This is a genomic window from Pseudomonas sp. HP_14 (assembly GCF_055283875.1).
Map to the genome: position 1 here is coordinate 20,626 of NZ_JBTOQI010000007.1, position 25,375 is coordinate 46,000.

General features: G+C 57.0%; 25 protein-coding genes and 1 other RNA gene. 14 read left to right on the forward strand and 12 right to left on the reverse strand.

The features are described 5' to 3' along the window. Positions 1–11 precede the first annotated feature (11 nt). Complete coding sequence (gene ppk1 / locus ACYASS_RS06880; RefSeq protein WP_463585574.1) at positions 12–2,219, forward strand: polyphosphate kinase 1; 2,208 nt, start codon at positions 12–14, stop codon at positions 2,217–2,219. On the opposite strand, the gene ppx is transcribed toward ppk1, so the two are convergent. After that, positions 2,206–3,708, reverse strand: coding sequence for an exopolyphosphatase (gene ppx, locus ACYASS_RS06885; RefSeq protein WP_122667093.1), 1,503 nt, complete (start codon positions 3,706–3,708; stop codon positions 2,206–2,208). The genes ppk1 and ppx overlap by 14 nt on opposite strands. Positions 3,709–3,938: 230 nt before the next feature. After that, the gene (locus ACYASS_RS06890; protein ID WP_463585575.1) at positions 3,939–4,403 is read right to left on the reverse strand and encodes an Lrp/AsnC family transcriptional regulator; all 465 of its coding nucleotides are present in this window, start codon (positions 4,401–4,403) and stop codon (positions 3,939–3,941) included. Between the two features lie 138 nt (positions 4,404–4,541). On the opposite strand from ACYASS_RS06890, the gene ACYASS_RS06895 reads away from it, so the two are divergent. From ACYASS_RS06895 to ACYASS_RS06915, 5 genes are all read left to right on the forward strand, one after another. After that, entirely contained in the window at positions 4,542–4,889 is a 348-nt protein-coding gene (locus ACYASS_RS06895; protein WP_122667092.1) for a hypothetical protein, read from the forward strand. A gap of 107 nt (positions 4,890–4,996) precedes the next feature. After that, entirely contained in the window at positions 4,997–6,781 is a 1,785-nt protein-coding gene (tfpB, locus tag ACYASS_RS06900) for a type IV pilus assembly ATPase TfpB (protein WP_463585576.1), read from the forward strand. Positions 6,782–7,053: 272 nt separating this feature from the next. Further along, on the forward strand, positions 7,054–7,974 hold the full coding sequence (locus tag ACYASS_RS06905; protein WP_122667065.1) for an SPFH domain-containing protein: 921 nt from the start codon (positions 7,054–7,056) through the stop codon (positions 7,972–7,974). A gap of 10 nt (positions 7,975–7,984) precedes the next feature. Further along, complete coding sequence (locus tag ACYASS_RS06910; RefSeq protein ID WP_463585577.1) at positions 7,985–8,428, forward strand: NfeD family protein; 444 nt, start codon at positions 7,985–7,987, stop codon at positions 8,426–8,428. Between the two features lie 174 nt (positions 8,429–8,602). Beyond that, positions 8,603–8,926 (forward strand): DUF2388 domain-containing protein, encoded by a 324-nt coding sequence (locus tag ACYASS_RS06915; RefSeq protein WP_027901291.1) that lies wholly within the window; start codon positions 8,603–8,605, stop codon positions 8,924–8,926. Positions 8,927–8,985: 59 nt separating this feature from the next. On the opposite strand, the gene gcvH is transcribed toward ACYASS_RS06915, so the two are convergent. The 8 genes from gcvH to ACYASS_RS06955 form a co-directional block, all read right to left on the reverse strand. Then, the gene (gene gcvH, locus ACYASS_RS06920) at positions 8,986–9,369 is read right to left on the reverse strand and encodes a glycine cleavage system protein GcvH (protein WP_122667063.1); all 384 of its coding nucleotides are present in this window, start codon (positions 9,367–9,369) and stop codon (positions 8,986–8,988) included. Positions 9,370–9,415: 46 nt separating this feature from the next. Next, entirely contained in the window at positions 9,416–10,498 is a 1,083-nt protein-coding gene (gcvT, locus tag ACYASS_RS06925; RefSeq protein WP_463585578.1) for a glycine cleavage system aminomethyltransferase GcvT, read from the reverse strand. Positions 10,499–10,652: 154 nt separating this feature from the next. After that, complete coding sequence (locus tag ACYASS_RS06930; protein WP_463585579.1) at positions 10,653–12,269, reverse strand: ABC transporter permease; 1,617 nt, start codon at positions 12,267–12,269, stop codon at positions 10,653–10,655. Positions 12,270–12,420: 151 nt separating this feature from the next. After that, a complete protein-coding gene (locus tag ACYASS_RS06935) occupies positions 12,421–13,422 on the reverse strand; it encodes an extracellular solute-binding protein (protein WP_463585580.1) in 1,002 nt (333 codons plus the stop codon). A 211-nt stretch (positions 13,423–13,633) separates the two neighbouring features. Continuing rightward, complete coding sequence (locus ACYASS_RS06940; RefSeq protein ID WP_463585671.1) at positions 13,634–14,848, reverse strand: 2-octaprenyl-3-methyl-6-methoxy-1,4-benzoquinol hydroxylase; 1,215 nt, start codon at positions 14,846–14,848, stop codon at positions 13,634–13,636. 58 nt (positions 14,849–14,906) lie between these two features. After that, entirely contained in the window at positions 14,907–16,094 is a 1,188-nt protein-coding gene (gene ubiH / locus ACYASS_RS06945) for a 2-octaprenyl-6-methoxyphenyl hydroxylase (RefSeq protein WP_463585581.1), read from the reverse strand. Continuing rightward, on the reverse strand, positions 16,091–17,434 hold the full coding sequence (gene pepP / locus ACYASS_RS06950; protein WP_463585582.1) for a Xaa-Pro aminopeptidase: 1,344 nt from the start codon (positions 17,432–17,434) through the stop codon (positions 16,091–16,093). Before pepP ends, ubiH begins: the two co-directional genes overlap by 4 nt. A 78-nt stretch (positions 17,435–17,512) precedes the next feature. After that, the gene (locus tag ACYASS_RS06955; protein WP_243243933.1) at positions 17,513–18,067 is read right to left on the reverse strand and encodes a YecA/YgfB family protein; all 555 of its coding nucleotides are present in this window, start codon (positions 18,065–18,067) and stop codon (positions 17,513–17,515) included. A 160-nt stretch (positions 18,068–18,227) separates the two neighbouring features. Here ACYASS_RS06955 and ACYASS_RS06960 point away from each other — a divergent pair, with 160 nt between their 5' ends. From ACYASS_RS06960 to ACYASS_RS06975, 4 genes are all read left to right on the forward strand, one after another. Further along, positions 18,228–18,437 (forward strand): TIGR02449 family protein, encoded by a 210-nt coding sequence (locus tag ACYASS_RS06960; RefSeq protein ID WP_027902404.1) that lies wholly within the window; start codon positions 18,228–18,230, stop codon positions 18,435–18,437. Further along, positions 18,434–18,763: a cell division protein ZapA gene (locus tag ACYASS_RS06965; protein ID WP_027902405.1), complete on the forward strand. Its 330-nt coding sequence runs from the start codon at positions 18,434–18,436 to the stop codon at positions 18,761–18,763. The genes ACYASS_RS06960 and ACYASS_RS06965 overlap by 4 nt, the downstream gene beginning before the upstream one ends. A 31-nt stretch (positions 18,764–18,794) precedes the next feature. After that, positions 18,795–18,973: non-coding RNA, 6S RNA (gene ssrS / locus ACYASS_RS06970), on the forward strand. 111 nt (positions 18,974–19,084) lie between these two features. After that, on the forward strand, positions 19,085–19,687 hold the full coding sequence (locus ACYASS_RS06975) for a 5-formyltetrahydrofolate cyclo-ligase (protein ID WP_463585583.1): 603 nt from the start codon (positions 19,085–19,087) through the stop codon (positions 19,685–19,687). Positions 19,688–19,805: 118 nt separating this feature from the next. Here the strand turns inward: ACYASS_RS06975 and ACYASS_RS06980 are convergent, their stop codons facing one another. Beyond that, positions 19,806–19,958, reverse strand: coding sequence for a hypothetical protein (locus ACYASS_RS06980; RefSeq protein WP_087271945.1), 153 nt, complete (start codon positions 19,956–19,958; stop codon positions 19,806–19,808). Positions 19,959–20,152: 194 nt separating this feature from the next. Between ACYASS_RS06980 and ACYASS_RS06985 the strand changes: the two genes are divergently transcribed. After that, entirely contained in the window at positions 20,153–20,602 is a 450-nt protein-coding gene (locus tag ACYASS_RS06985) for an EVE domain-containing protein (RefSeq protein ID WP_463585584.1), read from the forward strand. Between the two features lie 3 nt (positions 20,603–20,605). Here the strand turns inward: ACYASS_RS06985 and ACYASS_RS06990 are convergent, their stop codons facing one another. Continuing rightward, positions 20,606–21,016: a flagellar basal body-associated protein FliL gene (locus ACYASS_RS06990; RefSeq protein WP_243243937.1), complete on the reverse strand. Its 411-nt coding sequence runs from the start codon at positions 21,014–21,016 to the stop codon at positions 20,606–20,608. 133 nt (positions 21,017–21,149) lie between these two features. Here ACYASS_RS06990 and ACYASS_RS06995 point away from each other — a divergent pair, with 133 nt between their 5' ends. The 3 genes from ACYASS_RS06995 to ACYASS_RS07005 all read left to right on the forward strand — a co-directional run bounded on the left by ACYASS_RS06995 (position 21,150) and on the right by ACYASS_RS07005 (position 25,279). Further along, a complete protein-coding gene (locus ACYASS_RS06995) occupies positions 21,150–22,127 on the forward strand; it encodes an NADPH:quinone oxidoreductase family protein (RefSeq protein ID WP_463585585.1) in 978 nt (325 codons plus the stop codon). A 243-nt stretch (positions 22,128–22,370) separates the two neighbouring features. Beyond that, entirely contained in the window at positions 22,371–24,812 is a 2,442-nt protein-coding gene (locus ACYASS_RS07000) for an S-type pyocin domain-containing protein (RefSeq protein ID WP_463585586.1), read from the forward strand. Further along, positions 24,809–25,279: a DUF6392 family protein gene (locus ACYASS_RS07005; RefSeq protein WP_463585587.1), complete on the forward strand. Its 471-nt coding sequence runs from the start codon at positions 24,809–24,811 to the stop codon at positions 25,277–25,279. The genes ACYASS_RS07000 and ACYASS_RS07005 overlap by 4 nt, the downstream gene beginning before the upstream one ends. Positions 25,280–25,375 lie beyond the last annotated feature (96 nt).

Below are 25,375 nucleotides of genomic sequence, written 5' to 3' on the forward strand. Positions count from 1 at the left end.
CAGGAACATTCATGAATACCGAAGGACTCACCGAAGCTGCTGTTGAAGTCAACGATCAGGAAGTTCTTACTGTGGTCGAGCCAAGCGTCGAGGTCATACCCGCTATCGTCGAGACGCCGCCGGTTCCGGCTATTGTCGTGCCAAATCTGGACGACAGCAGTCTGTACATTCACCGGGAGCTGTCGCAGCTCAAGTTCAACATTCGCGTGTTGGAACAGGCACTGGATGAGTCCTATCCATTGCTGGAGCGGCTCAAGTTCCTGCTGATCTTTTCCAGCAACCTCGATGAGTTCTTCGAAATTCGTGTCGCCGGTCTGAAAAAGCAGATCACCTTCGCCCGTGAACAAGCCGGTGCCGACGGTCTGCAACCGCATCAGGCCCTGGCCCGCATCAGTGAGCTGGTGCATGGCCACGTTGATCGCCAATACGCGATCCTCAATGACATTCTGCTGCCTGAGCTTGAAAAGCATCAGGTGCGCTTCATCCGTCGTCGGCACTGGACGGCCAAGCTCAAAGCCTGGGTTCGTCGTTATTTCCGTGACGAAATTGCGCCGATCATCACGCCCATTGGTCTGGACCCAACTCACCCGTTCCCGCTGCTGGTCAACAAGAGCCTGAACTTTATCGTCGAACTTGAAGGCATCGATGCTTTTGGTCGTGACTCCGGTCTGGCGATTATTCCGGCTCCGCGTCTGTTGCCACGTGTGATCAAGGTGCCGGAAGAGATCAGTGGTCCTGGGGATAACTTTGTCTTCCTGTCATCAATGATCCACGCCCACGCTGACGACTTGTTCCAAGGCATGAAGGTCAAGGGCTGCTATCAGTTCCGCCTGACCCGTAACGCCGACCTGGCGCTGGATTCCGAGGACGTGGAAGACCTGGCCCGCGCACTGCGTGGCGAGTTGTTCTCCCGCCGTTATGGTGATGCGGTACGTCTGGAAGTGGCCGATACCTGCCCTAAACACCTGTCGGATTACCTGCTCAAGCAGTTCAATCTGGCAGAGTCCGAGCTGTATCAGGTCAATGGCCCGGTCAACCTGACACGTCTGTTCAGCATTACCGGGCTGGACAGCCATCCGGAACTGCAATACCAGCCGTTCACCCCAGCCATTCCGAAGTTGCTGCAAAACAGCGAGAACATTTTCAACGTGATCGGCAAGCAGGACATTCTGCTGCTGCATCCGTACGAGTCCTTCACGCCAGTGGTTGATCTGCTGCGCCAGGCCGCCAAAGACCCGCACGTTCTGGCTGTTCGCCAGACGCTGTATCGCAGCGGCGCGAACTCGGAAATCGTTGATGCACTGGTCGACGCCGCCCGTAACGGCAAAGAGGTCACTGCGGTGATCGAGTTGCGTGCGCGTTTTGACGAAGAGTCCAACCTGCAACTGGCCAGTCGTCTACAGGCCGCGGGCGCGGTAGTGATCTACGGGGTGGTGGGCTTCAAGACCCACGCCAAGATGATGCTGATCCTGCGTCGCGAGGCGGGCGAGATTGTCCGTTACGCGCATTTGGGTACCGGTAACTACCACGCCGGGAACGCTCGCCTGTACACCGACTACAGTTTGCTGACTTCCGATGATGCCTTGTGCGAAGACGTTGGCAAGCTGTTCAGTCAGTTGATTGGCATGGGTAAAACCCTGCGCATGAAGAAGCTGCTGCATGCACCGTTCACGCTGAAGAAGGGCATGCTGGACATGATTGCCCGGGAAACACAGTTCGCTGTCGACGGTAAGCCGGCGCACATCATTGCCAAATTCAACTCGCTGACCGATCCGAAGATCATCAGGGCGCTGTACAAGGCCAGTCAGTCCGGTGTGCGTATCGATCTGGTGGTGCGTGGCATGTGCTGCCTGCGGCCAGGCATTCCGGGCGTGTCTCACAATATTCATGTGCGCTCGATCATCGGCCGCTTCCTGGAGCACACGCGGGTGTTCTACTTCCTCAATGGCGGCGACGAGCAGATGTATCTGTCTAGCGCCGACTGGATGGAGCGAAACCTCGACAAGCGCGTCGAGACTTGCTTCCCGGTAGAGGGTAAAAAGTTAATCCTGCGAGTGAAGAAAGAGCTGGAGCTTTACCTGACCGACAACACCCACAGCTGGCTCTTGCAGCCAGATGGCACTTACGTGCGCAGCACGCCGACCGGCAATCAGAATGCGCGCAACGTTCAGGCGACCCTGCTGGAGCGCCTGAGCAACCCGGTCCTCAGCGTACGCTGAGGACGATACCGACCCGGGTCAGCCACTCCGCTTCCAGCGCGAAGTCGGCCTGGGTCAGTTGGTTGTTTTCCAGCCAACCTTTGGGGAATACCACATCAAGATTGTTGCCGTTGGCGGTGAGAACCGGCTGCGGCATTTCTTGCGTGCCGCGAATGTGATGAAACAGGATCGCAAAGCGCAGCAGCACGCACAGACGAATCAGTTTCTCGCCTTCCGCGCCAAAATCAGCGAACTTATCCTTGGGAATATTGCGACGATGACCGCGTACCAGCAGGGCCAGCATCTGCTGATCTTCCCGTGAGAAACCGGAGAGGTCGGAGTGCTCGATCAGGTAAGCGCCATGCTTGTGATAGTGATAGTGAGCGATGTCCAGACCCACCTCATGAACCTTGGCGGCCCAACTGAGCAGTTCCCGATAGCTGTCGTCTTCCAGGTCCCACGCGTGAGCGACCTGCTCAAGCGCGTGTAGCGCTTTGCGTTCCACGCGTGCGGCTTGTTCAAGGTCTACGTGATAACGCTCCATCAGCGAGCTCAGAGTGCGCTCACGGACGTCTTCATGATGATGGCGACCCATCAGGTCGTATAGCACACCCTCGCGCAGCGCACCTTCACAGTGATCCATACGCTGCAGCTCCAGCGCGTCGAAGATCGCTTCAAGAATGGCCAGGCCTGCCGGGAAGATCGAGCGGCGATCCGGCTTGATGCCGTCGAAGTCGATCTTGTCGACATCACCCAGTTTGAACAGCTTGCGCTTGAGCCAGGCCAGGCCATCGGCGTTCACTTCACCTGAACCGTGGCCGTTGGCCTTGAGGGCCAGACCGATCGCACGAATAGTGCCCGACGAGCCGATGGCTTCATCCCACTTCAGGCGATGCAGAGCGTGTTCGATACTCATGATCTCCAGGCGCGCGGCAGTGTAAGCCTGTGCATAGCGCGCCGGGGTGATCTTGCCATCCTTGAAATAGCGCTGGGTAAAGCTGACGCAGCCCATTTGCAGGCTTTCGCGCAGCAGCGGTTCAAAACGCTGGCCAATAATGAATTCAGTACTGCCACCGCCGATATCCGCTACCAGTCGTTTGCCGGGAGTATCAGCCAGTGTGTGCGACACACCGAGGTAAATCAGGCGGGCTTCTTCACGACCTGAAATCACTTCCACCGGGTGGCCCAGAATTTCCTCGGCGCGAACGATGAATTCATTACGGTTGCGTGCTTCACGCAGGGCATTGGTGCCCACGATACGCACCGCACCAAGCGGCAGGCCGTTGATGAGCTGTGCGAAGCGCTTCAGGCAGTCGAGCCCGCGCTGCATGGATTCTTCGTTGAGTTGCCGCTCTTCGTTAATACCGGCTGCCAGCTGAACCTTCTCTCCCAGGCGCTCCAGGATGCGGATGTCACCCGAGTTGGCTTGGGCCACCACCATGTGGAAGCTGTTCGAGCCAAGGTCAATGGCGGCGATCAGGGAAAGATTCTTGGCTTTGGATTGCGGCATGATCAGAAAATCTCGGTCGATAACCGCGCCATCGTGCCACGATCCATGGCTAACGCCAACGCGAAGCTTTGAAGCTGGCGCTTGGCCTGCAATATCCATGGTCTGGATCAATTAATTGGCAGGCCTGACTCATACCTGTGGGAGCTGGGCTTGCCCGCGATAAGAGCACCATCATATTCGGATATGTGGTGTTCTTATCGCGAGCAAGCTCGGCTCCTACAGGCGGAGCATTAGACCGGCAAGCTGGTGGTGGATTTGATCTCCGACAGCGCCACGGTCGAGTTCACCTCCTGTATGCCCGGCACCAGCGACAGCTTCTCGAAGAAGAATCGCTCATAAGCCTCGATATCCGGCGTCACGATACGCAGTAGAAAGTCGACTGAGCCCATCAGCACGTAACACTCCAGTACTTCGGGAAAGCCGCGAATCGCCTCGGTGAATTCCGTGAAGTTCGAGCGCCCGTGAGCATTGAGCTTCACCTCGGCAAAGATCTGGGTGTTCAGGCCAATTTTCTTTCGGTCGAGCAGGGAAACCTGGCGGCGAATAACCCCTTCATCTTTAAGCCGCTGAATCCTGCGCCAGCAGGGTGATTGGGACAAACCTACCTGCTCGGCAATTTGCGCGCTGGACAGCGAAGCGTCCTGCTGCAGCAGCGCGAGGATCTTGCGATCGTACGCATCCAGCTCGGGTTGCATAATTATTTCCTGATTGGTCCATAGCGAGCATTAACAAGTCTTATTGAGACTAAATCAATCAATCATGGACCAGAAATTTCTTTTTCTGCATGTAAGAATTTCTTCAATCGTTCAAACCTCGACATCGCAGAGGCCAACATGCCCAATCTCGAAGCCGTCACCTCTCTGCCACACCGTCCAGACAGCTGGTCGGCCGACAATGCCCATTGCTATGCGCGCTTTGAAATTATTATCGAAGCTGAGGCCGATTCGCTGTGTCGAGTGTTGAATCTGTTTGCGATGCAGTACCTGATTCCTCGTCAGGTCAACGTTTTACAGCAGGACGACGTGCTGGCCATTGATGTCGAAGTCACCCACCTGACCTGGCACCGGGCGCAGGTCATTGCGGAAAAAATGCGCAGCCTGATCAATGTCTGTTCAGTTGAGCTGGAACAAGTCGCTCAGCCACACGTCTCAACCTCAACGGTTTCCCTAGCCGTCGGTTGAGCCAGGCTGAAAGAAAACGTCACTCATGTGTACGCATATGCCGAAATAACTGACACGCTGGGGGCTACTCTTGGTTCGTTTGAACCGAATTGTCCAAAGGAATCCGCATGTCAGCTCACGCCTCATCATCACAGGACCGTTGGCTGGATCTGAATGATCTGCTGCGCGATCTGGTCGCCCAAGAGTTCATTGATCAGAACAGTGCCGAGCAGGCGCTGACCCAGCGACGCCGGGCCGCGAACCTGCAACTGCACCCACTGGAATTTATCGCCGCGCAACAGCTCGACGACCTCAAGCGCCCGGGGCGCAAGCTGGATCTGGAAACACTGACTGCCTGGCTTGCCGCGCAAAGCGGGCAGCCTTACCTGCGCATTGACCCGCTGAAGATCCAGGTGGCGTCGGTTACCCCTCTGATGTCTTACGCGTTTGCCCAGCGCCACAAAATTCTGGCGGTGGCGGTGGATCGTGATTCTGTAACCATCGCCAGTGCACAGCCTTATGTGCGTGCCTGGGAAGCCGACCTGACTCATGTACTGAAGCTGCCAATCAGACGTGTGGTGGCCAACCCGACTGATATTCAGCGCCTGGCGGTGGAGTTTTATCGACTGGCCAAATCCGTCAGTGGCGCTGCCGCGACGGATCAGAAAATCAGTGGCATGGGCAACTTTGAACAGTTGCTCAAGCTGGGAGCCAGCGACCAGGAGCCTGACGCGAACGACGCGCATATCGTCAACATCGTCGACTGGCTGTTCCAGTACGCGTTCCAGCAGCGGGCCAGCGACATACATATCGAACCCCGTCGCGAGCAAGGCACGGTACGCTTCCGGATTGACGGTGTTCTGCACAATGTCTATCAGTTTCCCGCACAGGTGACGATGGCGATTGTCAGCCGTTTGAAAAGCCTGGGGCGTATGAACGTTGCCGAGAAGCGCAAGCCTCAGGACGGGCGCGTCAAAACCACCACGCCGGATGGCGGTGAGGTTGAGTTACGTTTGTCGACGCTGCCTACCGCGTTTGGGGAAAAGATGGTCATGCGGATCTTCGATCCGGAAGTACTGCTGAAAAACTTTGATCAACTGGGTTTTTCCAACGATGACTTGCGCCGCTGGGAGGGCATGACCCGCCAACCTAACGGCATCATTCTGGTTACCGGGCCCACTGGATCGGGCAAGACCACCACGCTCTACACCACGCTCAAGATGCTCGCGACCTCTGAAGTCAATTTGTGCACCATCGAAGACCCTATCGAAATGGTCGAGCCCGCTTTTAACCAGATGCAGGTTCAGCACAACATCGACCTGACTTTCGCCAGCGGTATACGCGCGTTGATGCGGCAAGACCCCGATATCATCATGATAGGCGAGATACGTGATCTGGAAACCGCCGAAATGGCTATCCAGGCGGCGCTCACCGGCCACTTGGTGCTTTCGACACTGCACACCAATGACGCGCCGAGTGCGATCAGCCGGATGCTGGAGCTTGGCGTGCCGCATTACTTGCTGAAGGCAACGATCCTTGGTGTTATGGCGCAGCGGTTGGTGCGAACCTTGTGTCCGCACTGCAAAGCCCCCGTGCAGCTCGACGAGGGTGACTGGCAAAGCCTGACCCGTCCGTGGCAAGCGCCAGTTCCTGCGGGAGCGCACCGGGCAGTAGGTTGTGTGGAATGCCGTGATACCGGTTACCGTGGCCGTGCCGGGGTGTATGAAATCATGTTGATGTCCGATGGCGTTCAAGGCTTGATCAGTGCTGATCTTGACCTCACGGCAATGCGCCGCCAGGCGTTCAAGGAGGGCATGCGCAGCTTGCGTCTGTCCGGCGCGCAGAAAGTCTCCGCAGGGCTGACTACGCTTGAAGAAGTACTGCGCGTGACGCCGCAGAGCGAGCAGCGCTGAGGTCGCCTGGAGCGCGGTTCACCGTGTGAGATTTAGACCTGCAAACCCAATCCCCGTGGGAGCGAATTCATTCGCGAAGCGGCCGGTACATTCGCAGTTTATGTACCGCCTGAAATACCGCTTTCCCGAATAAATTCGGTCCCACAGGATTTATGTCACACGGAAAATCGCTCACATCCAGAACCAATATTCCATCGAATCATTGGCTTTTTGTGGCCGAAGTCTGACTAAATAGCTCCCTGATAACCGTTCGTAACCAACAGGGAAATGTTATGCAACTGGGCAGTGTGGTTTTACTTTTCGTTGCGCTGGCAATCGCCATCGTCTTCATGGGCTTCAAGGTCGTGCCGCAGGGCTACCAATGGACGGTCGAGCGCTTTGGCCGCTACACGACAACCCTCAAGCCAGGCCTGAACATCATCGTGCCGGTGATGGACCGTATCGGGCGCAAAATCAATGTCATGGAAAGCGTGCTCGACATTCCTCCGCAGGAGGTGATCACAGCTGACAACGCAACGGTGCAAATCGATGCGGTGTGCTTCTTTCAGGTAGTGAATACCGCGCAGGCGGCCTACGAGGTGAACAACCTCGAGCATGCTATTCGCAACTTGCTGCAAACCAACATCCGCACCGTACTGGGCTCCATGGAGCTGGATGCGATGCTCAGCCAGCGTGACAACATCAACGAGCGGCTGCTGCGCACGGTGGATGAAGCCACGGCGCCGTGGGGCATCAAGATCACCCGGATTGAAATCAAGGACATCAGCCCACCAGCCGATCTGATGGCCGCCATGTCCGGTCAGATGAAAGCCGAGCGGATCAAGCGGGCGCAAATTCTCGAAGCCGAGGGCCTGAGGGCGTCGGCGATTCTGACGGCTGAAGGCAAGAAGCAGGCGCAGATTCTTGAGGCTGAAGGCGGCCGGCAGGCGGCGTTTCTGGAGTCTGAAGCGCGTGAGCGTCAAGCCGAGGCCGAAGCGCGGGCCACTCAGGTGGTGTCCGAAGCGATCGCCAGCGGCAACGTTCAAGCGGTCAATTATTTCGTCGCGCAGAAGTACATTGATGCGCTGGGCAAACTGGCTTCAGCCAATAACAGCAAAGTCATCCTGATGCCTCTGGAGGCCAGTCAGGTCATTGGCGCCGTCGGTGGCATCGGCGAAATCGTCAAGGCCACTTTTGACAGCAAGAAGGTCTGAGGCGGGCGCTATGGAATACCTGCAAAACCTGTCGTTCTGGGATTGGTTGGGGTTAGGCACCGTGCTGTTGATTCTTGAAGTGTTCGGCGCGGGCGGCTATCTGTTGTGGATGGGCGTAGCGGCCGCAGCGGTCGGGGTGCTGACGTTCATCATTCCCGGCATGCTCTGGACCCTGCAGTTCTTGCTCTTTGCAGTGACCTCGGTGCTGACCGCCGTCTATTGGTGGCGCCGCCAGCGAACGGTGAACCGGCCTTCCGATCAACCCGGTTTGAATATGCGTGGCCAGGAGTTGATCGGTCGAGTTTTTGTCGTTCAGGACGCGATCGTCGACGGTCGCGGCAAGATCAAGGTCGGCGATGGCGTATGGCTGGCCAGTGGGCCAGACACACCAGTGGGCACGCAGGTGCGGGTGATTGGCCAGGATGGGGCGATATTGCGGGTTGAGGCGCTTTAGGTGGGGGCAGGTGCAGCACCTGTGGGAGCCGGGCTTGCTCGCGATAAGGCTGGACGCAATGCATCTGAGATAGGTGTCGTCCCTATCGCGAGCAAGCTCGGCTCCCACATGGAACTACCGCATCACTCCAGATATCCAACAGTTTCAGAACAATCACTGTTGGAGTACTTCACCATGCGTCTCAAGCTCGCTGTCGCCACGTTTGCTCTGCTCTCTCTCCCGGTCGGTTCAGCAATGGCTGACGCTGGGTTCTGGCGTGATGTTATTTCCTCTGGTGCCACTACCGGCTCCACCTACCTGACTTTCAAGGATCACAAGCTGATCGTGGCCGCTCAAGACGACGCAGGCAGCTTCGTTGCCAGCGACGGCGGCATCCGTGGTCCTTTCCTGGAAGCTGCCATCCAGCAGGTTCGCAGTGAAAACCCAGGCCTCAATGCTTCGGACATGGATCTGGCCAACGCCATCCTGGCCAAGAACCTGGTCGCTGAAAACCAGTAATTTGCTGGCAAAAAAAATGCCGCTCAATGAGCGGCATTTTTTATGGTGGGCTGTTCGGCTTATTCGCCGATAGCGGCTTTGTAGCCTGCAGCATCCAGCAGTTTTGCCAGGTCGGCATCCGCTGCACTTGGCTTGATCTTGAAAATCCACGCACCGTAAGAGTCGTTATTCAACGATTCCGGCGCATCGGCCAGCGCTTCGTTGACTTCGACGACTTCACCGGCAATCGGCGAATAGATATCGGAAGCGGCCTTCACCGATTCAACGACCCCTGCAGCGTCGCCAGCAGCGAAGACTTTGCCGATTTCTGGCAGCTCGACGAATACCACGTCACCCAGCGCTTCCTGAGCGTGATCGGAAATGCCGACAACGATCAGGTCACCTTCTTTCTTCGCCCACTCGTGGCTTTCAGCAAAACGCAGTTCGGCGGGGATATTGCTCATTTAGTCATCCTCAAAATCGGGTCAGCGGTAAACCCGCCAGGAAAATTCAGATCAGGGCTTTGCCATGACGTACAAACGCGGGCTTCACCACGCGAACCGGGTACCATTTGCCACGAATTTCGACTTCGGCACGGTCAGCAGTGGCCATGGGCACACGTGCCAAGGCAATCGACTTGCTTAGCGTAGGAGAGAAACTACCACTGGTGATCTCTCCTTCGCCAATTTCTGCGATACGGACCACTTGGTGAGCACGCAAAACGCCGCGCTCTTCGAGTACCAGGCCAACCAGTTTTGAGGCTATACCCCGTGCGCGCTCGGCTTCCAGAGCTGCTCGTCCGATGAATTTGCGCGAAGTCGGTTCCCAGGCGAGGGTCCAGGCCATATTGGCTACCAGGGGCGTGACCTGCTCGTCGATGTCCTGACCATAAAGGTTCATCCCTGCTTCAAGGCGCAAGGTGTCTCTGGCACCCAGACCAATCGGAGAGATACCAGCGCCCACCAGATCATTGAAGAAACCGGGTGCTTGCTGCGACGGCAGAATGATTTCCAGCCCGTCTTCGCCGGTGTACCCGGTGCGGGCTATGAACCAGTCGCCATCGTCGCGACCTTCGAACGGCTTGAGCTGACGGATAAGTTCGGCGCGGGAGGCGCTGACCAGTTCGGCGATCTTGTTTCGGGCGTTGGGGCCTTGGATGGCCAGCATCGACAGGTCATTACGCTTGTTCAACTGAACATCGAAGTCATTCAGATGCACGAACATCCAGGCCAGGTCTTTCTCACCCGTGGCGGCGTTGACCACCAGTCGGTAACCGCTGTCGGTGAGGTAGACGATCATGTCGTCGATGATCCCGCCATCGTTATCGAGCATTGCGCTATACAACGCCTGCCCGACATTTTTCAGCCGGTCGACGTCATTGGCGAGCAAGTACTGCAACCAGGTTTTTGCCTGGCTGCCGGTCACATCAATCACATGCATGTGTGAGACGTCGAACACACCGCAGTCGCGGCGCACCTGATGGTGCTCTTCGACCTGCGATCCATAATGCAACGGCATGTCCCAACCACCAAAATCGACCATTTTCGCGCCGAGCGCGAGGTGCAGGTCAAAAAGCGGCGTGCGCTGTCCCATGGGTTTCTCCTTCCGGGCGTGGCGAAGGTGCGGACAGGCAAAATGCTCACATGCCCCCGTGAATTGGGGTGTAGAACAGATAGCAACATGTCGAACAGTCTGACAGACCGCACCGATTGCGGCGCATTGTAGCCGCAAGGTTGTAGACCCGCACCTAACGAAATTGACGAGCAGAGCGTCGGATCAAACCGATGACCGGCAGCAGACCAACCAGAACCAGCGTCAGTGCAGGCAGGGCGGCGCGGGCCCATTCGCCTTCGCTGGTCATCTCGAAGATGCGTACCGCCAGCGTGTCCCAGCCGAACGGGCGCATCAGCAGGGTGGCGGGCATTTCCTTGAGCACATCGACGAAGACCAGCAATGCTGCGCTGAGTGCGCCAGGGACCAGCAGCGGTAGATACACCTTGAAAAACAATCGGGGCCCACTGACACCCAAACTACGTGCTGCTTCCGGTAGAGAAGGGCGGATGCGTGACAGGCTGTTCTCGAGCGGTCCATAGGCCACGGCAATGAAACGCACCAGGTAGGCCAGCAGCAACGCGGCGAGGCTTCCCAGCAGCAACGGTTTGCCCGCACCCCCGAGCCAATTGGACACTGGAATCACCAGCACGCGATCCAGATAACTGAACGCCAGCATGATCGACACAGCCAGCACCGAACCTGGCAGTGCATAGCCCAGATTAGCCAGGCCAACTCCGGAGTTGATCGCCGGAGTCGGGGCCAGACGTCGGGCGAACGCCAACACCAGTGCCACGCTCACGGTAATCAGCGCGGCGATGCTGCCCAGATACAAGGTGTGCAGGATCAGCCCGGTATAACGCTCATCCAGATCGAAGCGCCCGCGTTGCCAGACCCAGACGATGAGTTGCAGCAGCGGGACCGCAAAGGCGCAGAGGAACACCAGTCCACACCAGCAACTGGCAGCCGCCGCTTTGAATCCACGAAGGTGGTAAAGCGCCTTGACCCGAGGCCTTTCGTTGGTCGCCCTGCTCGCGCCTCTGGCTCGGCGCTCGCCGTAGAGCACGATCATCACCGCCAGCAGCAACAGGCTGGCCAGTTGCGCAGCGCTGGAGAGGCTGAAGAAGCCGTACCAGGTTTTATAAATGGCAGTGGTGAAGGTATCGAAGTTGAACACCGAAACCGCGCCGAAATCGGCAAGGGTTTCCATCAGTGCCAATGCCACACCTGCACCAATGGCTGGACGTGCCATGGGCAATGCAACGCGCCAGAAAGCTTGCCACGGCGTTTGGCCGAGCACTCTCGCAGCCTCCATCAAACCTTTGCCCTGGGCAAGAAAAGCGGTACGTGCGAGCAGATACACGTAGGGGTAAAACACCAGCACCAGCACGATGATCACGCCGCCGGTGGAGCGTACCCTTGGCAGTCGCAACCCGGTGCCGAACCACTCGCGCAGCAGTGTCTGTACGGGACCTGCAAAATCCAGCAGGCCGACAAATACAAACGCCAGTACATAAGCGGGAATCGCAAACGGCAGCATCAACGCCCAATCCAGCCAGCGTCGACCGGGGAATTCACACAGGCTGGTGAGCCACGCCAGGCTGACGCCCAGCAGTGTGACGCCAACGCCCACACCCAGAATCAGGGTCAGGGTGTTGCCCAGCAGGCGGGGCATCTGGGTTTCCCACAAGTGTGACCAGATCTGCATGTCGATGGTTTGCCAGGACAGCAGCAGAACGCTGAGCGGCAGCAGCACCAATGCAGCGATGGCGAAGACCAGCGGGTACCAGCGGCGTTGAGCGGGATGGGCCAAGAGGGCTCTCTATGGAGAAATCAGGCTTTCAGAGACTCATGTGGGAGCAGAGCTTGCTCGCGATATCAGCGACGCTGTCTATCTGATACCGCAGTGCCCTTATCGCGAGCAAGCTCTGCTCCCACAGGAGAAATATGCTTTCAGGAGGTAATCAGTTCCAACCCACCCGATCCATCATGCGGATCGCTTCGGCCTGGCGCTTGCCTGCAATTTCGACCGGGATGGTATCAGCCTTGAACTGACCCCAGCTCGCGACTTCTTCGGAGGGGGCGACTTTCGGGTTGGCCGGGAACTCCTGATTGGTGCCCGCGAAGATCGCCTGTGCTTCAGGGCCGGTCATCCACTCGACCATCGCCTTGGCGGCTTCCGGGTGGGGGGCATGCTTGGTCAGGCCGATACCGGACAAGTTGACATGCACGCCACGGTCCGACTGATTCGGCCAGAACAGCTTCACCGCCAGATCAGGATTATCCTTGTGCAGACGCCCGTAGTAGTAAGTGTTGACGATGCCGACATCGCACTGCCCGGCGTTGATCGCTTCCAGCACGGCGATGTCGTCCGAGAACACGTCGGTGGACAGGTTGTTTACCCAGCCCTTGAGGATCTTCTCGGACGCTTCTGCACCATGGGTTTCAATCAAGGTGGCGGTCAGCGACTGGTTGTACACCTTTTTCGCCGTGCGCAGGCATAGGCGACCTTCCCAGTCCTTGCCTGCCAGGGCTTCATAGGTGTTCAGCTCTTCGGGCTTAACGCGATCAGTCGAATAGGCGATGGTCCGCGCCCGCAGGCTCAGGCCGGTCCAGCTGTGTGTCGACGAGCGATACTGTGCAGGAATATTGGCGTCGATTACCGGCGAAGTGAACGGCTGCAGAATACCCATCTGCTCGGCCTGCCAAAGGTTGCCCGCATCGACGGTGAGCAGCAGATCGGCTGTGGCGTTCTCGCCCTCGGCCTTGATGCGCTGCATCAACGGTGCTTCCTTGTCGGTGATGAACTTGACCTTCACGCCGGTCTTGGCGGTGTACGCATCAAATACCGGTTTGATCAGTTCATCAATCCGGGAGGAGTAAACCACTACCTCGTCGGCAGCCTGGGCGGTGCTGCCAAGCACTGTCAGTGTCAAAGCAGCCAGAAGACGCTTGCTTGCCTGCATGGGGAGGGTCTCGCGTTCGCAAAATGAGGCGAAATGGTAGTGAATCCCATTTGCCAAGTCTGGATAGACGAGTAACAGAATGTTGCGAAGTTTTGCCTCAGTCTTGTGGGAGCCGGGCTTGCCCGCGATGAACGATGACGCGATATGTCTGCTGCACCGAGGTGTTTGTATCGCGGGGAAGCCCGGCTCCCACATTACCGAGACATTCGGCCTACAGCCGCGCCAACTCCGGCAAGTCCCCATTCAACCCCAGAGCCTGTCGCACGAATGTCGCTTTGGCTTCAGGGACCTGGTTAACCATTTTCAGACCTGTGTTGCGCAACCAGCGTAGTGGCAGTTGATCTGCCTGGAACAAGCGCTCAAAGCCTTCCATAGCGGCCATCAGCGCCAGGTTGTGGGGCATGCGCCGCCGTTCGAAGCGGCTTAGCACACGCACATCGGCCAGACGTTCGCCGCGCTCGCTGGCATGCAATAACACTTCGGCCAGCACTGCGGCGTCGAGGAAACCCAGGTTTACGCCTTGGCCTGCCAGCGGGTGGATGGTGTGGGCTGCGTCGCCGATCAAGGCCAGGCCTTCAGCGACATAACGCTTGGCGTGGCGCTGGCGCAATGGCACGCAGACGCGAGGGTCTGCGGCCACAACTGAACCCAGACGTCCCTCGAAGGCCTGTCCAAGCTCACGGCAGAAGGTTTCATCATCAAGGGCTGTCAGTCGCTCAGCTTCTTTTGGAGTCACCGACCAGACAATGGAGCACCAATGCTCGCCTTCACGCTGCAACGGTAAAAATGCCAGCGGACCATTATCGGTAAAACGTTGCCATGCAGTTTTGCGGTGCGAGTTGCTGGTCCGTACGCTCGTCACGATAGCGTGATGCTGGTAGTCCCACTCACGGGTTTGAGTGCCGGTCAGGCGTCGGACAGCCGAGTTGGCGCCGTCAGCGGCAATGACCAGCGGTGCCCGCAGTAGGCGACCGTCAGCCAGTGTCAGCAACCAATCGTCGCCAGAGCGTCTCATTTGCTCCAGCCGCGCGTTGGCCAGCAGGCCGATATCGCAATCATGCAGACGGTCCAGCAAGGCGTCTTGAACAACACGGTTTTCAACGATATGGCCGAGTACGTCGGCATGTACGCTGGCAGCCGAGAAATGAATCTGCCCGGTGCCGCTGCCATCCCAGACCTGCATTTCGCCGTAGGGGCTGGTGCGACGCCCGGCGATGCCATCCCACGCGCCCAAGCGTTGCAGGATCCGCTGGCTGGCGGAAGACAACGCGCTGACCCGAGGTTCGAACATGGCCTGGGAGTCGAACGGCTTGACGCTCAGCGGGCCGCCATCGACCACGACAATGTTCAAGCCGCTGCCTTGAAGTGCAAGCGCCAGGGCGCTGCCGACCATTCCGGCTCCGACAATCAGCAGATCTGCGCGGATTTCCATGCTTTAAATCGTTCCCGCTGTAGGCGTGAGCCGGTGGTTAAGAGACTGAAGATCAAACATTGGGTCGGGTTCCCAGCCCCATTGCCTGCCGCGCAAACCAGCGCTTGGCCGGGGGCAACAAATCAAGCCCGAGTAAGCCGAGGTTACGCCCTGTCGCGATCAGCGGCTGGTTGCTGCCGAACAAGCGGGTGACCTGATCTGAAAAACCGACCGTGAGTTGCTGGTCCAGACGCTGTTGTTCGCGATAGAGCTGCAACGTCGACAGGTCGCCGGGCAGCGTGTCGCTGGTCAGTAACGTCTGCGCCAACGCATGGGCATCCCGTAGCGACAGGTTGAAACCCTGCCCGGCAATCGGGTGCAGGCTGTGCGCTGCGTTACCCAGTACGACCAGATGTGAGCGGACTTGTTCTTCGGCTTCGATGAGATTCAGCGGATAGACATGCCGCGCCCCGACTTGCTGCAGCGTACCGAGGCGATAGCCGAATACAGTCTGCAGTTCGTTGAGGAAGCTGCGGTCGTCCAGTTCGAGCAAGCGCTGAGTGTCGGCCCCCGTGCGGGTCCAGACCAGCGCACAGCGATTTTCCGGCAGCGGCAACAGGGCCATCGGGCCTTCATCGGTGAAGCGCTCGAATGCCTGGCCGCAATGGGCTTCGCTCGGGGTGATATTGGCGATCAGTGCGCTCTGATTATAGGGGCGCTGACGAACGCCTATGCCCAACTGCTCGCGCAGACTTGAGCGGCCGCCGTCAGCCAGAACCGCCAGATCGCATTCGAGCTCGGTTTCGTCGTCAAGCAGCAGACGATAGCCATCGGGCAACGCCTGCATGTGTTTGACTTCAGCCGGAACCCTCCAGCTGACCACGTCCTTGTCCAGGCCTTGCCAGAGGCACTGGCCCAGCCAGGCGTTTTCTACCACGTAGCCGAGGGCGGGCACGCCTTCTTCCATTGCCGATAAGCGCGCAGAGCCGAACCGACCGCGATCTGACACTTGGATTTGCAGGATCGGCTCGGCGCGGCGGGCGATGGCTTGCCACAGCCCGAGACGCTCATAAATTTGCCGAGCGCCGAACGACAGCGCCGAAGAGCGAGCGTCATAGCTAGGCTGATAGGTATCGCCTGGGGCGAACTGCTCGATCAACACGATCTTCCAGCCGCGCTCTTTGGCACCGGCTTGCAACGCCATGGCGAGGCTGGCACCGACCAGGCCGCCACCTACGATTGCCAGATTGAAACGGCTCATGCTGCGAATTCCGGTTGGTTGCGGGCGGCGGCCATCAACGCCTCGATTTCTGCGACAGATTTGGGCGCGCCACCGGTAAGAATTTCACAGCCTTTTTTGGTCACCACGACGTCATCCTCGATTCGCACACCGATACCTCGCCATTTTTTCGCGACCTGTTGATTGTCCGGCGCAATATAAATACCCGGTTCGACCGTCAGGGTCATGCCGACTTCCAGTACCCGCCATTCGCCGCCGACCTTGTAGTCACCCACGTCATGCACATCCATCCCCAACCAGTGTCCGGCACGGTGCATGTAAAAAGCTTTGTACGCCTCGTCGGCGATCAGTTCGTCCACATCGCCTTGTAGCAAGCCCAGCTCCACCAGGCCGTCGGTAATAACCAGAACCGTTGCCTCGTGCGCCTGGTTCCAGTGCTTGTCCGGGCCAATGGCCGCAAAGGCTGCTTCCTGAGCCTTGAGCACCAGCTCGTAGATAGCTTTCTGCTCAGGGGAGAATTTGCCGCTGACCGGGAAGGTTCGTGAGATGTCACTGGCGTAGCAATCAATCTCACAGCCCGCGTCGATCATCACTAGGTCGCCATCCCTGAGCAGCGCATCGTTTTCCTGATAGTGCAGGATGCAGGCGTTGCGGCCCGAGGCAACGATGGAGCCATAAGCGGGCATCTTCGCGCCGCCTTTGCGGAACTCATAATCGAGCTCTGCCTCGATACTGAACTCATACAACCCCGGGCGGCACGCCTGCATGGCCCGCACGTGCGCACGGGCGGAAATCTGCGCAGCCTCGCGCATCACCTTTATTTCTGCCGCCGATTTATACAGGCGCATGTCGTGGAGCAAGTGATCCAGAGCAACGAATTCGTTCGGCGGCTGCGCGCCCAAATGAGCTTTGGAGCGGATGACATTGATCCATTCCATCAGGTGCCGATCAAACTCTGCGTTACTGCCCATTGCCGAGTACACCCGGTCACGGCCTTCAATCAGGCCAGGCAGGATTTCGTCGATGTCATTGATCGGGAAGGCGTCGTCGGCACCGAAGTCACGAATAGCGCCTTCCTGGCCAGCGCGCAGCCCATCCCAGAGTTCACGCTGAGGGTTACGCTCACGGCAGAACAGCACGTACTCGCCGTATTCACGGCCGGGGATCAACACCACCACTGCTTCGGGTTCGGGGAAGCCGCTCAGATACTGAAAGTCGCTGTCCTGACGATAAACATGCTCGACATCGCGATTGCGGATCGCCACGGCAGCAGCGGGCAGGATGGCGATGCTGTTGGGTTCCATCTGCGCCATCAAGGCCTTGCGTCGTCGAGCGTATTCCGACTTCGGGATATGGATCATAGGCAGGCGGGTTCCCTTTGAGCGCTGCGGTCATCGTCGAAGATCATGGACGATGACCGCAAAAGCGGCGATGAAGGATCAATGCAAGGAAGGCTTTGGCTCGGCAGCAACGGCTTTGTTGAACTCGGTGAACAGCAGCAACGGCGCGACGCGCAGGTATTCCATGACTTCCATGTAGTCGCTTTCGCCGTCGTCGGATTCTTCCAGCGCATCCTGTACCTGAGCGATGGCAGCGAGATCCTGCAACACTTCCATGGCCTCGGCGCTCAACGCAGTGTCTCCGGCCGTCAGACCGAAGCCGGTCAGGAAGCCCTGGCACCATTGACCAAGCGCAATGGCACGTTCGCCCAGCGGTTCGTCGTCACTCGGGAGCAGCAAAACAACAGTCATGTCGTCGCTGGTCAGCTCGCCTTTGACCATCTCTTGCAAACCGATCAACGCCTGACGGACATTGTCTTCGGGCGCGGACTCGAGCAGCTCGGCCGCATCGTTCAACCAGTCCCCGGCGTCGAAGCCGGAACCGGCGCAACTGCGACCGAGTAACAGGCCATGCAGCTCGGCGGGAGACACAGGGTGGCCGCTGCTGCTGAGCAGGGTGGCGAAGGCTTTGTACGGGGAATTCTGAATAGGCATGGGTAGCTAGTCGCCAATCGGCTCAGTGTCTAGAATGAAGGTCTGTATCCTAGACTATCCGGGCCACAAGATCATCTACGCGGCCTTAGGCGGCGCTTCAGAGGCCGTGGCGTAAAGCCAGCTCCTGTGCCACTCATCAGAAAGTATTCAGTGGGAAACAATGGAAGACACCGACCTGCAAGCGCTGATGGCCCGACTGGAATTACTGATCACTCGTGTCGAGCAACTAAAACGCCAAAACGGACTCCTATTAGCTCAGGAAAAGTCGTGGCGCGAGGAACGCGCGCATTTGATTGAAAAAAACGAAATCGCCCGGCAAAAGGTCGAGACAATGATTTCGCGCCTCAAGGCCCTGGAGCAAGACTCATGAGCAATGGCAACAGCGTCACCGTACAGATCCTCGACAAAGAATATTCGATCATCTGCCCTCAGGAGGAGCGCACCAATCTGGTCAGCGCCGCGCGTTACCTTGATGGCAAGATGCGTGAAATCCGCAGCAGCGGCAAAGTAATCGGTGCTGACCGGATCGCGGTGATGGCGGCGTTGAACATCACTCATGATTTGCTGCATAAGCAGGATCTGCCAGACCTGCAGGCCAGTGGCTCGACCCGCGAACAGGTCCGCGACCTGCTCGATCGCGTTGATCTGGTGCTCGCCACAGACTCCGATTTGCCTCCGGATGCGCCTCGGGGCTGAATTTTCCGACTAGTTTCGGTATACTTGCGCCCGCTCCCTGGAGTGCTTGCCAGTCGGTCATGTCCCTGAGCCGATACGCACAACCACGGGGGTTGCACGTTGGGGTTGGTGTGCATGTCCGCTCGACGGAAAGCCTTAAAACCTCCTGCAATCTCCACCTTGAACTTTCGGGTTCAAGGGCTACACCGACAGCGGTTCGTCGGGGAGTCTCAATTCTGATCGTTGCCGGTTTTGCCCGACAACGGTATCCGCGAGGTCGTCGCTCTGGCGTCCTCGGTTCTGGCTCAACCGTGATGGATCAGTCTGCATGTCCCGCCGCTCATGACCAGTGACGCTCCGCTCACACGCCAGCAATTGCGCCGCAAGTTACGCATGGCGCGTCGCGCACTGAGTGCCAGCCAGCAGCGTGAAGCGGCACGCGGCATCTATCGTCAGTTGGTTCAGCACCCTCTGTTTCGTCGCGCGCGGCATATCTCGCTTTATCTCCCTATGGACGGTGAGATTGATCCGCGTCTATTACTGCGCGCCGCTCAAAAGCGCGGTAAAGCGACCTATCTTCCAGTACTCAGTGCCTGGCCCCGGACCAAAATGGTCTTTCAGCGGGTAAAGCCTGGAGAAAAATTCAAACCCAACCGCTTCCGCATTCCCGAGCCGCGTATCAACCTGGCCCGACAGCGTAAAATCTGGGCGCTGGATCTGATCCTGATGCCGCTGGTAGGTTTTGACGACGAGGGTGGAAGACTGGGGATGGGCGGAGGTTTCTATGACCGTAGCCTGGCCTATCGCTCGCGCAGAAAAACGTGGCTTAAACCAGCGCTGCTCGGGCTTGCTCATGAGTGTCAGAAGGTCGAGCGTCTGGCGCAGGCCAGTTGGGACGTGCCGCTGGACGGCACAGTGTCGGATCGCCGGTGGTACTTGGCGTAAAACGCGGCGTTTACGGCCCTGTAGGAGTGAGCTTGCTCGCGATTCGGTCTGCTAGCCGATGAATATATCGCCTGCGTTGACGCTATCGCGAGCAAGCTCACTCCTACAGGTGTGCAGCTCAATGCCGCGAAGGATACTTCTGCTGCTGTTGGGTGATTTCAACAGGGGCATCAGTTTTGCTGGACCACAAGCTTTGCGCGTAACCCGTCGTGACGACACCCAAGCCGAACAAAATAACCAAAATCCAAAGTAAATCCGGCTTGCGTTTCATTGACTGCCCTCCTTAGGCAAATCAATACGATGTCAGCATCGGTTTTTGTATAGGCCGTGCAGCAGCGTGGAGCTTAAAATCCCGGCATTCTGCGACAACACGTGCGCACACGCAAACGTTGACGTCAGCCGACTGTCGGTTTGTCATGAAACTGTCTGACAACTTGTCCGCGACACATTTCAGGAGCAACAAATATGGCCTACTGGCTGATGAAATCAGAGCCCGATGAGCTCTCTATCACTGACCTTAGAAGGCTTGGCGACGCCCGCTGGGATGGCGTTCGCAATTATCAGGCGCGTAACTTTCTTCGCGCCATGGCCGTAGGCGATGAATTCTTCTTCTATCACTCCAGTTGCCCAGAACCAGGCATTGCCGGTATCGCGCGTATCACGCAGGCGGCTTACCCGGACCCGACGGCGCTGGATCCGCAAAGTCATTACTTCGATGCCAAAGCCAATGCAGACAAAAATCAATGGAGCGCCGTCGACGTAGGCTTTGTCGACGCTTTCCCGAAAGTACTAAGCCTGAGCTATCTGAAGCAGCAAAGCGCGTTGGAGCAATTACCACTGGTACAGAAGGGCACTCGTTTGTCCGTAATGCCAGTGACCGCCGAACAATGGGCGGCGATCCTGGCACTGCGTTAACGTTTACTGAACGATGAAGTTGTTGAACAGCAAGTCTTCAACGATGGGCTTGCCTTCTTCGTCATTCATCACTTGCTGAACCTGCTTGAGTGCTTCCTGGCGCAACTTTTCTTTGGCCTCGGCGCTACTCATGGTGTCGACGGTTTGCTGGGTGAACAGCGCAACTAGCTGGTTACGAATCAGCGGATCGTTACGTTTTACTGCGGCCTGTGCTTCCGTGCCAGTCACACGCAAGGCGACATCGGCTTTGAAAACGCGCAGCTTTGGTCCGCCATCCAGTGCGTAATTACCCACGAACGGTGGCGTCAGAGATACATAGGCAACCTTGGGCGCCTCACCTTCTTTGGCCGCTTCTTCAGCCAGCGCCATAGTCGGCAACGTCAGGGCCAGTAACATCAAGATCCACGCTTTCACAGTCCACTCCTTTATCCGGTTTGCCGCCTAGCTTACTTGAGCTTATGCATGAGTATCAGGGCGGATCATGCTCATTGACCCGAAAATCTACATACCTGAACGTATCGGCCACAAATCCAAAAGGAATAGTCCGATGAAAGCCTTGCTGTGCAAAGCGTTCGGCCCCGCCGAAACCCTCGTCCTCGAAGACATCGCCAGCCCGCAAATCAAGAAGAATGAAATCCTGCTGGATGTGCACGCTGCCGGGGTCAACTTTCCCGACACATTGATCATCGAAGGCAAGTACCAATTCAAGCCGCCATTTCCCTTCTCCCCAGGCGGAGAAGCCGCAGGTGTTGTGGCTGAGGTTGGCGAAAAAGTTACCCATTTGAAAGTCGGCGACCGAGTGATGGCGCTCACCGGCTGGGGCAGTTTCGCCGAGCAAGTCGCCGTGCCTGCCTACAACGTACTGCCCATGCCGCCCGCGATGGATTTCAACACCGCAGCCGCTTTCAGCATGACCTACGGCACCTCGATGCACGCCCTTAAACAACGCGCCAACCTGCAACCCGGCGAAACCCTGCTCGTTCTTGGCGCGTCGGGTGGGGTTGGTCTGGCCGCTGTTGAAATCGGCAAAGCTATGGGTGCCCGTGTCATCGCCGCCGCCAGCTCCGCGGAAAAACTAGCCGTTGCCAAGCAGGCTGGCGCAGATGAACTGATCAACTACAGCGAAGCCAACCTCAAAGAAGAAATTAAACGCCTCACCAATGGCAATGGTGTCGACGTTATCTACGATCCCGTCGGCGGCGACCTCTTCGACCAAGCCATCCGCTCCATCGCCTGGAACGGCCGCCTGCTGGTCGTCGGCTTCGCCAGCGGCCGCATTCCCGAACTGCCCGTCAACCTCGCGCTATTGAAAGGCGCCTCAGTCATTGGTGTTTTCTGGGGATCATTTGCGCAACGTCAGCCTGAAGATAATGTGGCGAACTTCCAGCAGTTATTTGGCTGGTATGCGCAGGGCAAGTTGAAGCCGTTGGTGTCGAAGGTTTATCCGCTGAGTAAGGCGGGTGAGGCGATTGATTCATTGGGGGCGAGGCGGGCGGTTGGGAAGGTTGTTGTTGGGGTTCGGTGAGTATCACTTTTTGATCGTGATGCTGATTAGCCTGTTGAGCTAAAAAATATTTATATACCACAATCTTTTGCCGGAGAACTATTAAGTAGTTGCCATACAGCTAATTAGGAGAACTGTATGAGCAACTCAGATGATGTAGTTATTAGGCCAGGTTCGCCTAGCGGCGGACCGTCCTCAAATGATCGAGTTCCGATCGGAGCGGGCGGTTCTGGTATCGGCCTGCGTCGCGGTGGCCATAGCGGCATGACCAATAAGGAGGCAATGCGGCGCCTACGGCAGCAACAAGCTGCCAGAGAGCAGAGTGCTCGGGACGCCATTGCTAATGCAGAGGCACAAGCTCAACGAGAGCATGCTGCTGCTATTCATAAGCAAACTATCGAATCGCTTGCTGGATATTATCCCGAGAAGAAAGCTGCGCTAGATAAAGCTTACTCTGCAAAGGCAGCAGACCTTTCGAGTAAGGTTGAATCAGATATTCTTTCTGAAAAGAGAGCGCCTAATCCGTCAAAGGTCGAAAGGTGGCAGCTTTACCTAATCGCTAAGGAAAAGTCTGAAGTTGAAGGGTTGATCGCCAAAAGAACTGCAGAGTTGCAGGCGAAAAACGTTCAGGCCAACTTATTTAATGGTCGAAATCCACTCAATCAAAGTGTTGATGAGTATGGGCATGGTCTGGTTCAAAATAGCGCCGGCAGTTCTGCGTTGGCACTTAGCGCTCATGATAAGTGGGAAAGTTCTTACGCTGCTGCGCATGATGCTAGCTTGTTGTCGGAAGCAATTCGCATCCTGGCGGCGAAATCCCAAGCGTTATCTGCTCACTACGTCGAGCAGGAAATAAGATGGCGCGAAATTGATGCGATACATGAAGGTCACCGACGTTACGAAGAGCAGCGCGAAGAGCAGATCAAATTCAAAACGCGTGTTGATGGGGAATCGCGCCGCGAATTGATCAAGGCAGCAAATACTATCCGCCTCTCGAGTCCAGCTATTGCTGGCGGGGCGATGGTCTGGGGTAGAAGCGGGATAGCAGTCGCCGAAGGCGCCGCTGTTGCTCTGGAGGGGGCCATTACGTCAGCGGCAAAAGAGCTTGCACGTATTGCCGCTATACGTCTGGGGCAGACCGTTAGTATGGGTGTTTCAGCGCTGTTTTACTCGCCTGAGCTAGGCAATGGGGAGCTCACTTCCGAACAACGGCGTCGCTTGTTTCAGGGTGTAGCTGTAAGGCCTCAGGCGCTAGGCATGCCGACAAATACTGACCTGAACACCATTGCTGATGTTGGTGGTTCGGTGGAGCTGCCCAGCAGAATCAAAGCAATTCCTTCCGAGCGGGGCACTGAGCTGCACCTCGTCAGTACGGGTGGTTCAGTATCTGCTGGTGTCCCCGTATTCCAGGCATCGTTCGACCCTTTGAGCAATACCTATCAAGCACAAACCTCTGGTCCGCAGCCAAAGTATCTGGAGTTTGATTCATCAACTGCTGCGCCAAAGGTCACAGGCTTGGGTAGCCCTGAGTTGCACGCCACAGAGCCGCAGGCCGTCGATGTCCCTTTGGGAGTTGATACCCGTATCAGCGATTGCGTGGTTTGTTTCCCGGCAGATTCTGGCTTGCAGCCCCAGTACTTTTCGTTCGCCAATGAAATACAGAAAGCGGGCGTTGTGACGGGTAATGGTCAGGCTGCATCGGCAGATTGGTGGAAGTCCGCTACACAGGGAACTGGCGCCTTCATACCTGCGCAGTTTGGCGAGCTGTACCAGCATAAAGAGTTCGCGTCGATTGGGGCGTTCGATAAAGCACTCTGGCGCACTATTGCCGAAGACTCGGTGCTTGGCAGATCGCTGGACGAATTTAACCGAAAGCGTATGGCGCGTGGCTTCGCTCCATATGCACCCAAAGCAACATGGAGCGGTGATCGACGAGAGTTCGAAATCCGCGTCAGCAATGCGGCAAATGATGGAGCCGCGTTCTTCAAGCTGGATCAGCTCAGCATCACATTACCCAACAGCCCCAATGGGCTGCTTCGCGTCACTCCAACCTTTTTGCCGTGGCCAGTTTCCGGCGCAAACCAAACCTGGACTCCGCTGGTACCGCCGGGCAGCGAATCACTTGGTCCGACGGAATTGCCGGCAGCGCCAGAGCAACCCGCGATCTACCCTGGTGAAACGATTGATCCTGTTGACTCACAAAACGAATCACTTCCTTCTGTGGATCCGGACGATGTTAATGCCAGTATTCCAGGGTATGGCGAAGATGATGATTTGCCGTCGCCGGATTTGGTGTTTGCTGGGCCGCCGGTTGATCCGTTGGAGGTTGGACCGTATAACGAGTTGAGTGGAAGGAGCCGTTTGGATGGGCTTGATATTGATCATATTGTTTCTAGGCAGGCGCTTAAGAGGCACATCTTTAAACAATACCCCGACGTTAGTAAGCATGAAATGAACGATTTTCTGCGCAAAGCACCAAGTATTGCGATTCCGGTTCACGTGCATCAGAAATTCAGCGAAACATATGGTGGGAGAAACACAGCATTGAAACAGGAGGCTGATGCTTCAGATTTGCGAGCAGCAGTGGACAGCAACCTTAACGCGATGAAACCTGGGCTTATCGAGGCCGGACTTGATGAGGGGGCTGTCGAGGCAGCCCGTCTTGAACTTCATGAACTAAATATAAAACAGGGGTGGTATCTATGAGCGCAGCGAATATCAAGGTGTGGATAGAGAGTCTAGGAATGACTCATAGTGAGATGATTTCGAAATCCATAATTCCGGACAGCGAGCTAGTTCAACTTTTCCCGGGAGATGATGAGTTTTACTTCGAGCCTGAAATCGGTTTGGAAATAAATTTCGCGGCGGACACTCTGAGCTTCCGCTCACTGCACATCACTCTATTGACCACAACACCTTCTACAGTCAAGTACACAGGCGAGCTACCAGAACCCTTCTCGTTGCGAATGAGTCAGTCTGATGTTCACGCAATTTTTGGTCAACCTCTGGAGTATTCTGGACCGGTCAGCCTGCCTGAACCTAGGGGGCAGACTGGCGGTTGGGAATATTATCAAATAGATGCTGAGGTATGCCCGAATGTAAAAATTCAATTTCAATACCTCGAGTCAATGGAAGTGAGTGCGATTGTTTTCACACGGTTCAACAAAGACTAGAAGCCCCATCCTGCTCGCCCAAAGTGGGCAGGATGTGACTCGATAGACACATTGCAGGACAACAAAAATGAAGCTCATGCAGAAGTTTCAGGGTTG

What these genes read in the sequence shown, in the direction of transcription:
- ppk1 (WP_463585574.1), top strand. Translation starts at nt 12, where the DNA reads ATGAATACCGAAGGACTCACCGAAGCTGCTGTTGAAGTCAACGATCAG.
- ppx (WP_122667093.1), bottom strand. Translation starts at nt 3,708, where the DNA reads ATGCCGCAATCCAAAGCCAAGAATCTTTCCCTGATCGCCGCCATTGAC.
- ACYASS_RS06890 (WP_463585575.1), bottom strand. Translation starts at nt 4,403, where the DNA reads ATGCAACCCGAGCTGGATGCGTACGATCGCAAGATCCTCGCGCTGCTG.
- ACYASS_RS06895 (WP_122667092.1), top strand. Translation starts at nt 4,542, where the DNA reads ATGCCCAATCTCGAAGCCGTCACCTCTCTGCCACACCGTCCAGACAGC.
- tfpB (WP_463585576.1), top strand. Translation starts at nt 4,997, where the DNA reads ATGTCAGCTCACGCCTCATCATCACAGGACCGTTGGCTGGATCTGAAT.
- ACYASS_RS06905 (WP_122667065.1), top strand. Translation starts at nt 7,054, where the DNA reads ATGCAACTGGGCAGTGTGGTTTTACTTTTCGTTGCGCTGGCAATCGCC.
- ACYASS_RS06910 (WP_463585577.1), top strand. Translation starts at nt 7,985, where the DNA reads ATGGAATACCTGCAAAACCTGTCGTTCTGGGATTGGTTGGGGTTAGGC.
- ACYASS_RS06915 (WP_027901291.1), top strand. Translation starts at nt 8,603, where the DNA reads ATGCGTCTCAAGCTCGCTGTCGCCACGTTTGCTCTGCTCTCTCTCCCG.
- gcvH (WP_122667063.1), bottom strand. Translation starts at nt 9,369, where the DNA reads ATGAGCAATATCCCCGCCGAACTGCGTTTTGCTGAAAGCCACGAGTGG.
- gcvT (WP_463585578.1), bottom strand. Translation starts at nt 10,498, where the DNA reads ATGGGACAGCGCACGCCGCTTTTTGACCTGCACCTCGCGCTCGGCGCG.
- ACYASS_RS06935 (WP_463585580.1), bottom strand. Translation starts at nt 13,422, where the DNA reads ATGCAGGCAAGCAAGCGTCTTCTGGCTGCTTTGACACTGACAGTGCTT.
- ubiH (WP_463585581.1), bottom strand. Translation starts at nt 16,094, where the DNA reads ATGAGCCGTTTCAATCTGGCAATCGTAGGTGGCGGCCTGGTCGGTGCC.
- pepP (WP_463585582.1), bottom strand. Translation starts at nt 17,434, where the DNA reads ATGATCCATATCCCGAAGTCGGAATACGCTCGACGACGCAAGGCCTTG.
- ACYASS_RS06955 (WP_243243933.1), bottom strand. Translation starts at nt 18,067, where the DNA reads ATGCCTATTCAGAATTCCCCGTACAAAGCCTTCGCCACCCTGCTCAGC.
- ACYASS_RS06960 (WP_027902404.1), top strand. Translation starts at nt 18,228, where the DNA reads ATGGAAGACACCGACCTGCAAGCGCTGATGGCCCGACTGGAATTACTG.
- ACYASS_RS06965 (WP_027902405.1), top strand. Translation starts at nt 18,434, where the DNA reads ATGAGCAATGGCAACAGCGTCACCGTACAGATCCTCGACAAAGAATAT.
- ACYASS_RS06975 (WP_463585583.1), top strand. Translation starts at nt 19,085, where the DNA reads ATGACCAGTGACGCTCCGCTCACACGCCAGCAATTGCGCCGCAAGTTA.
- ACYASS_RS06980 (WP_087271945.1), bottom strand. Translation starts at nt 19,958, where the DNA reads ATGAAACGCAAGCCGGATTTACTTTGGATTTTGGTTATTTTGTTCGGC.
- ACYASS_RS06985 (WP_463585584.1), top strand. Translation starts at nt 20,153, where the DNA reads ATGGCCTACTGGCTGATGAAATCAGAGCCCGATGAGCTCTCTATCACT.
- ACYASS_RS06995 (WP_463585585.1), top strand. Translation starts at nt 21,150, where the DNA reads ATGAAAGCCTTGCTGTGCAAAGCGTTCGGCCCCGCCGAAACCCTCGTC.
- ACYASS_RS07000 (WP_463585586.1), top strand. Translation starts at nt 22,371, where the DNA reads ATGACCAATAAGGAGGCAATGCGGCGCCTACGGCAGCAACAAGCTGCC.
- ACYASS_RS07005 (WP_463585587.1), top strand. Translation starts at nt 24,809, where the DNA reads ATGAGCGCAGCGAATATCAAGGTGTGGATAGAGAGTCTAGGAATGACT.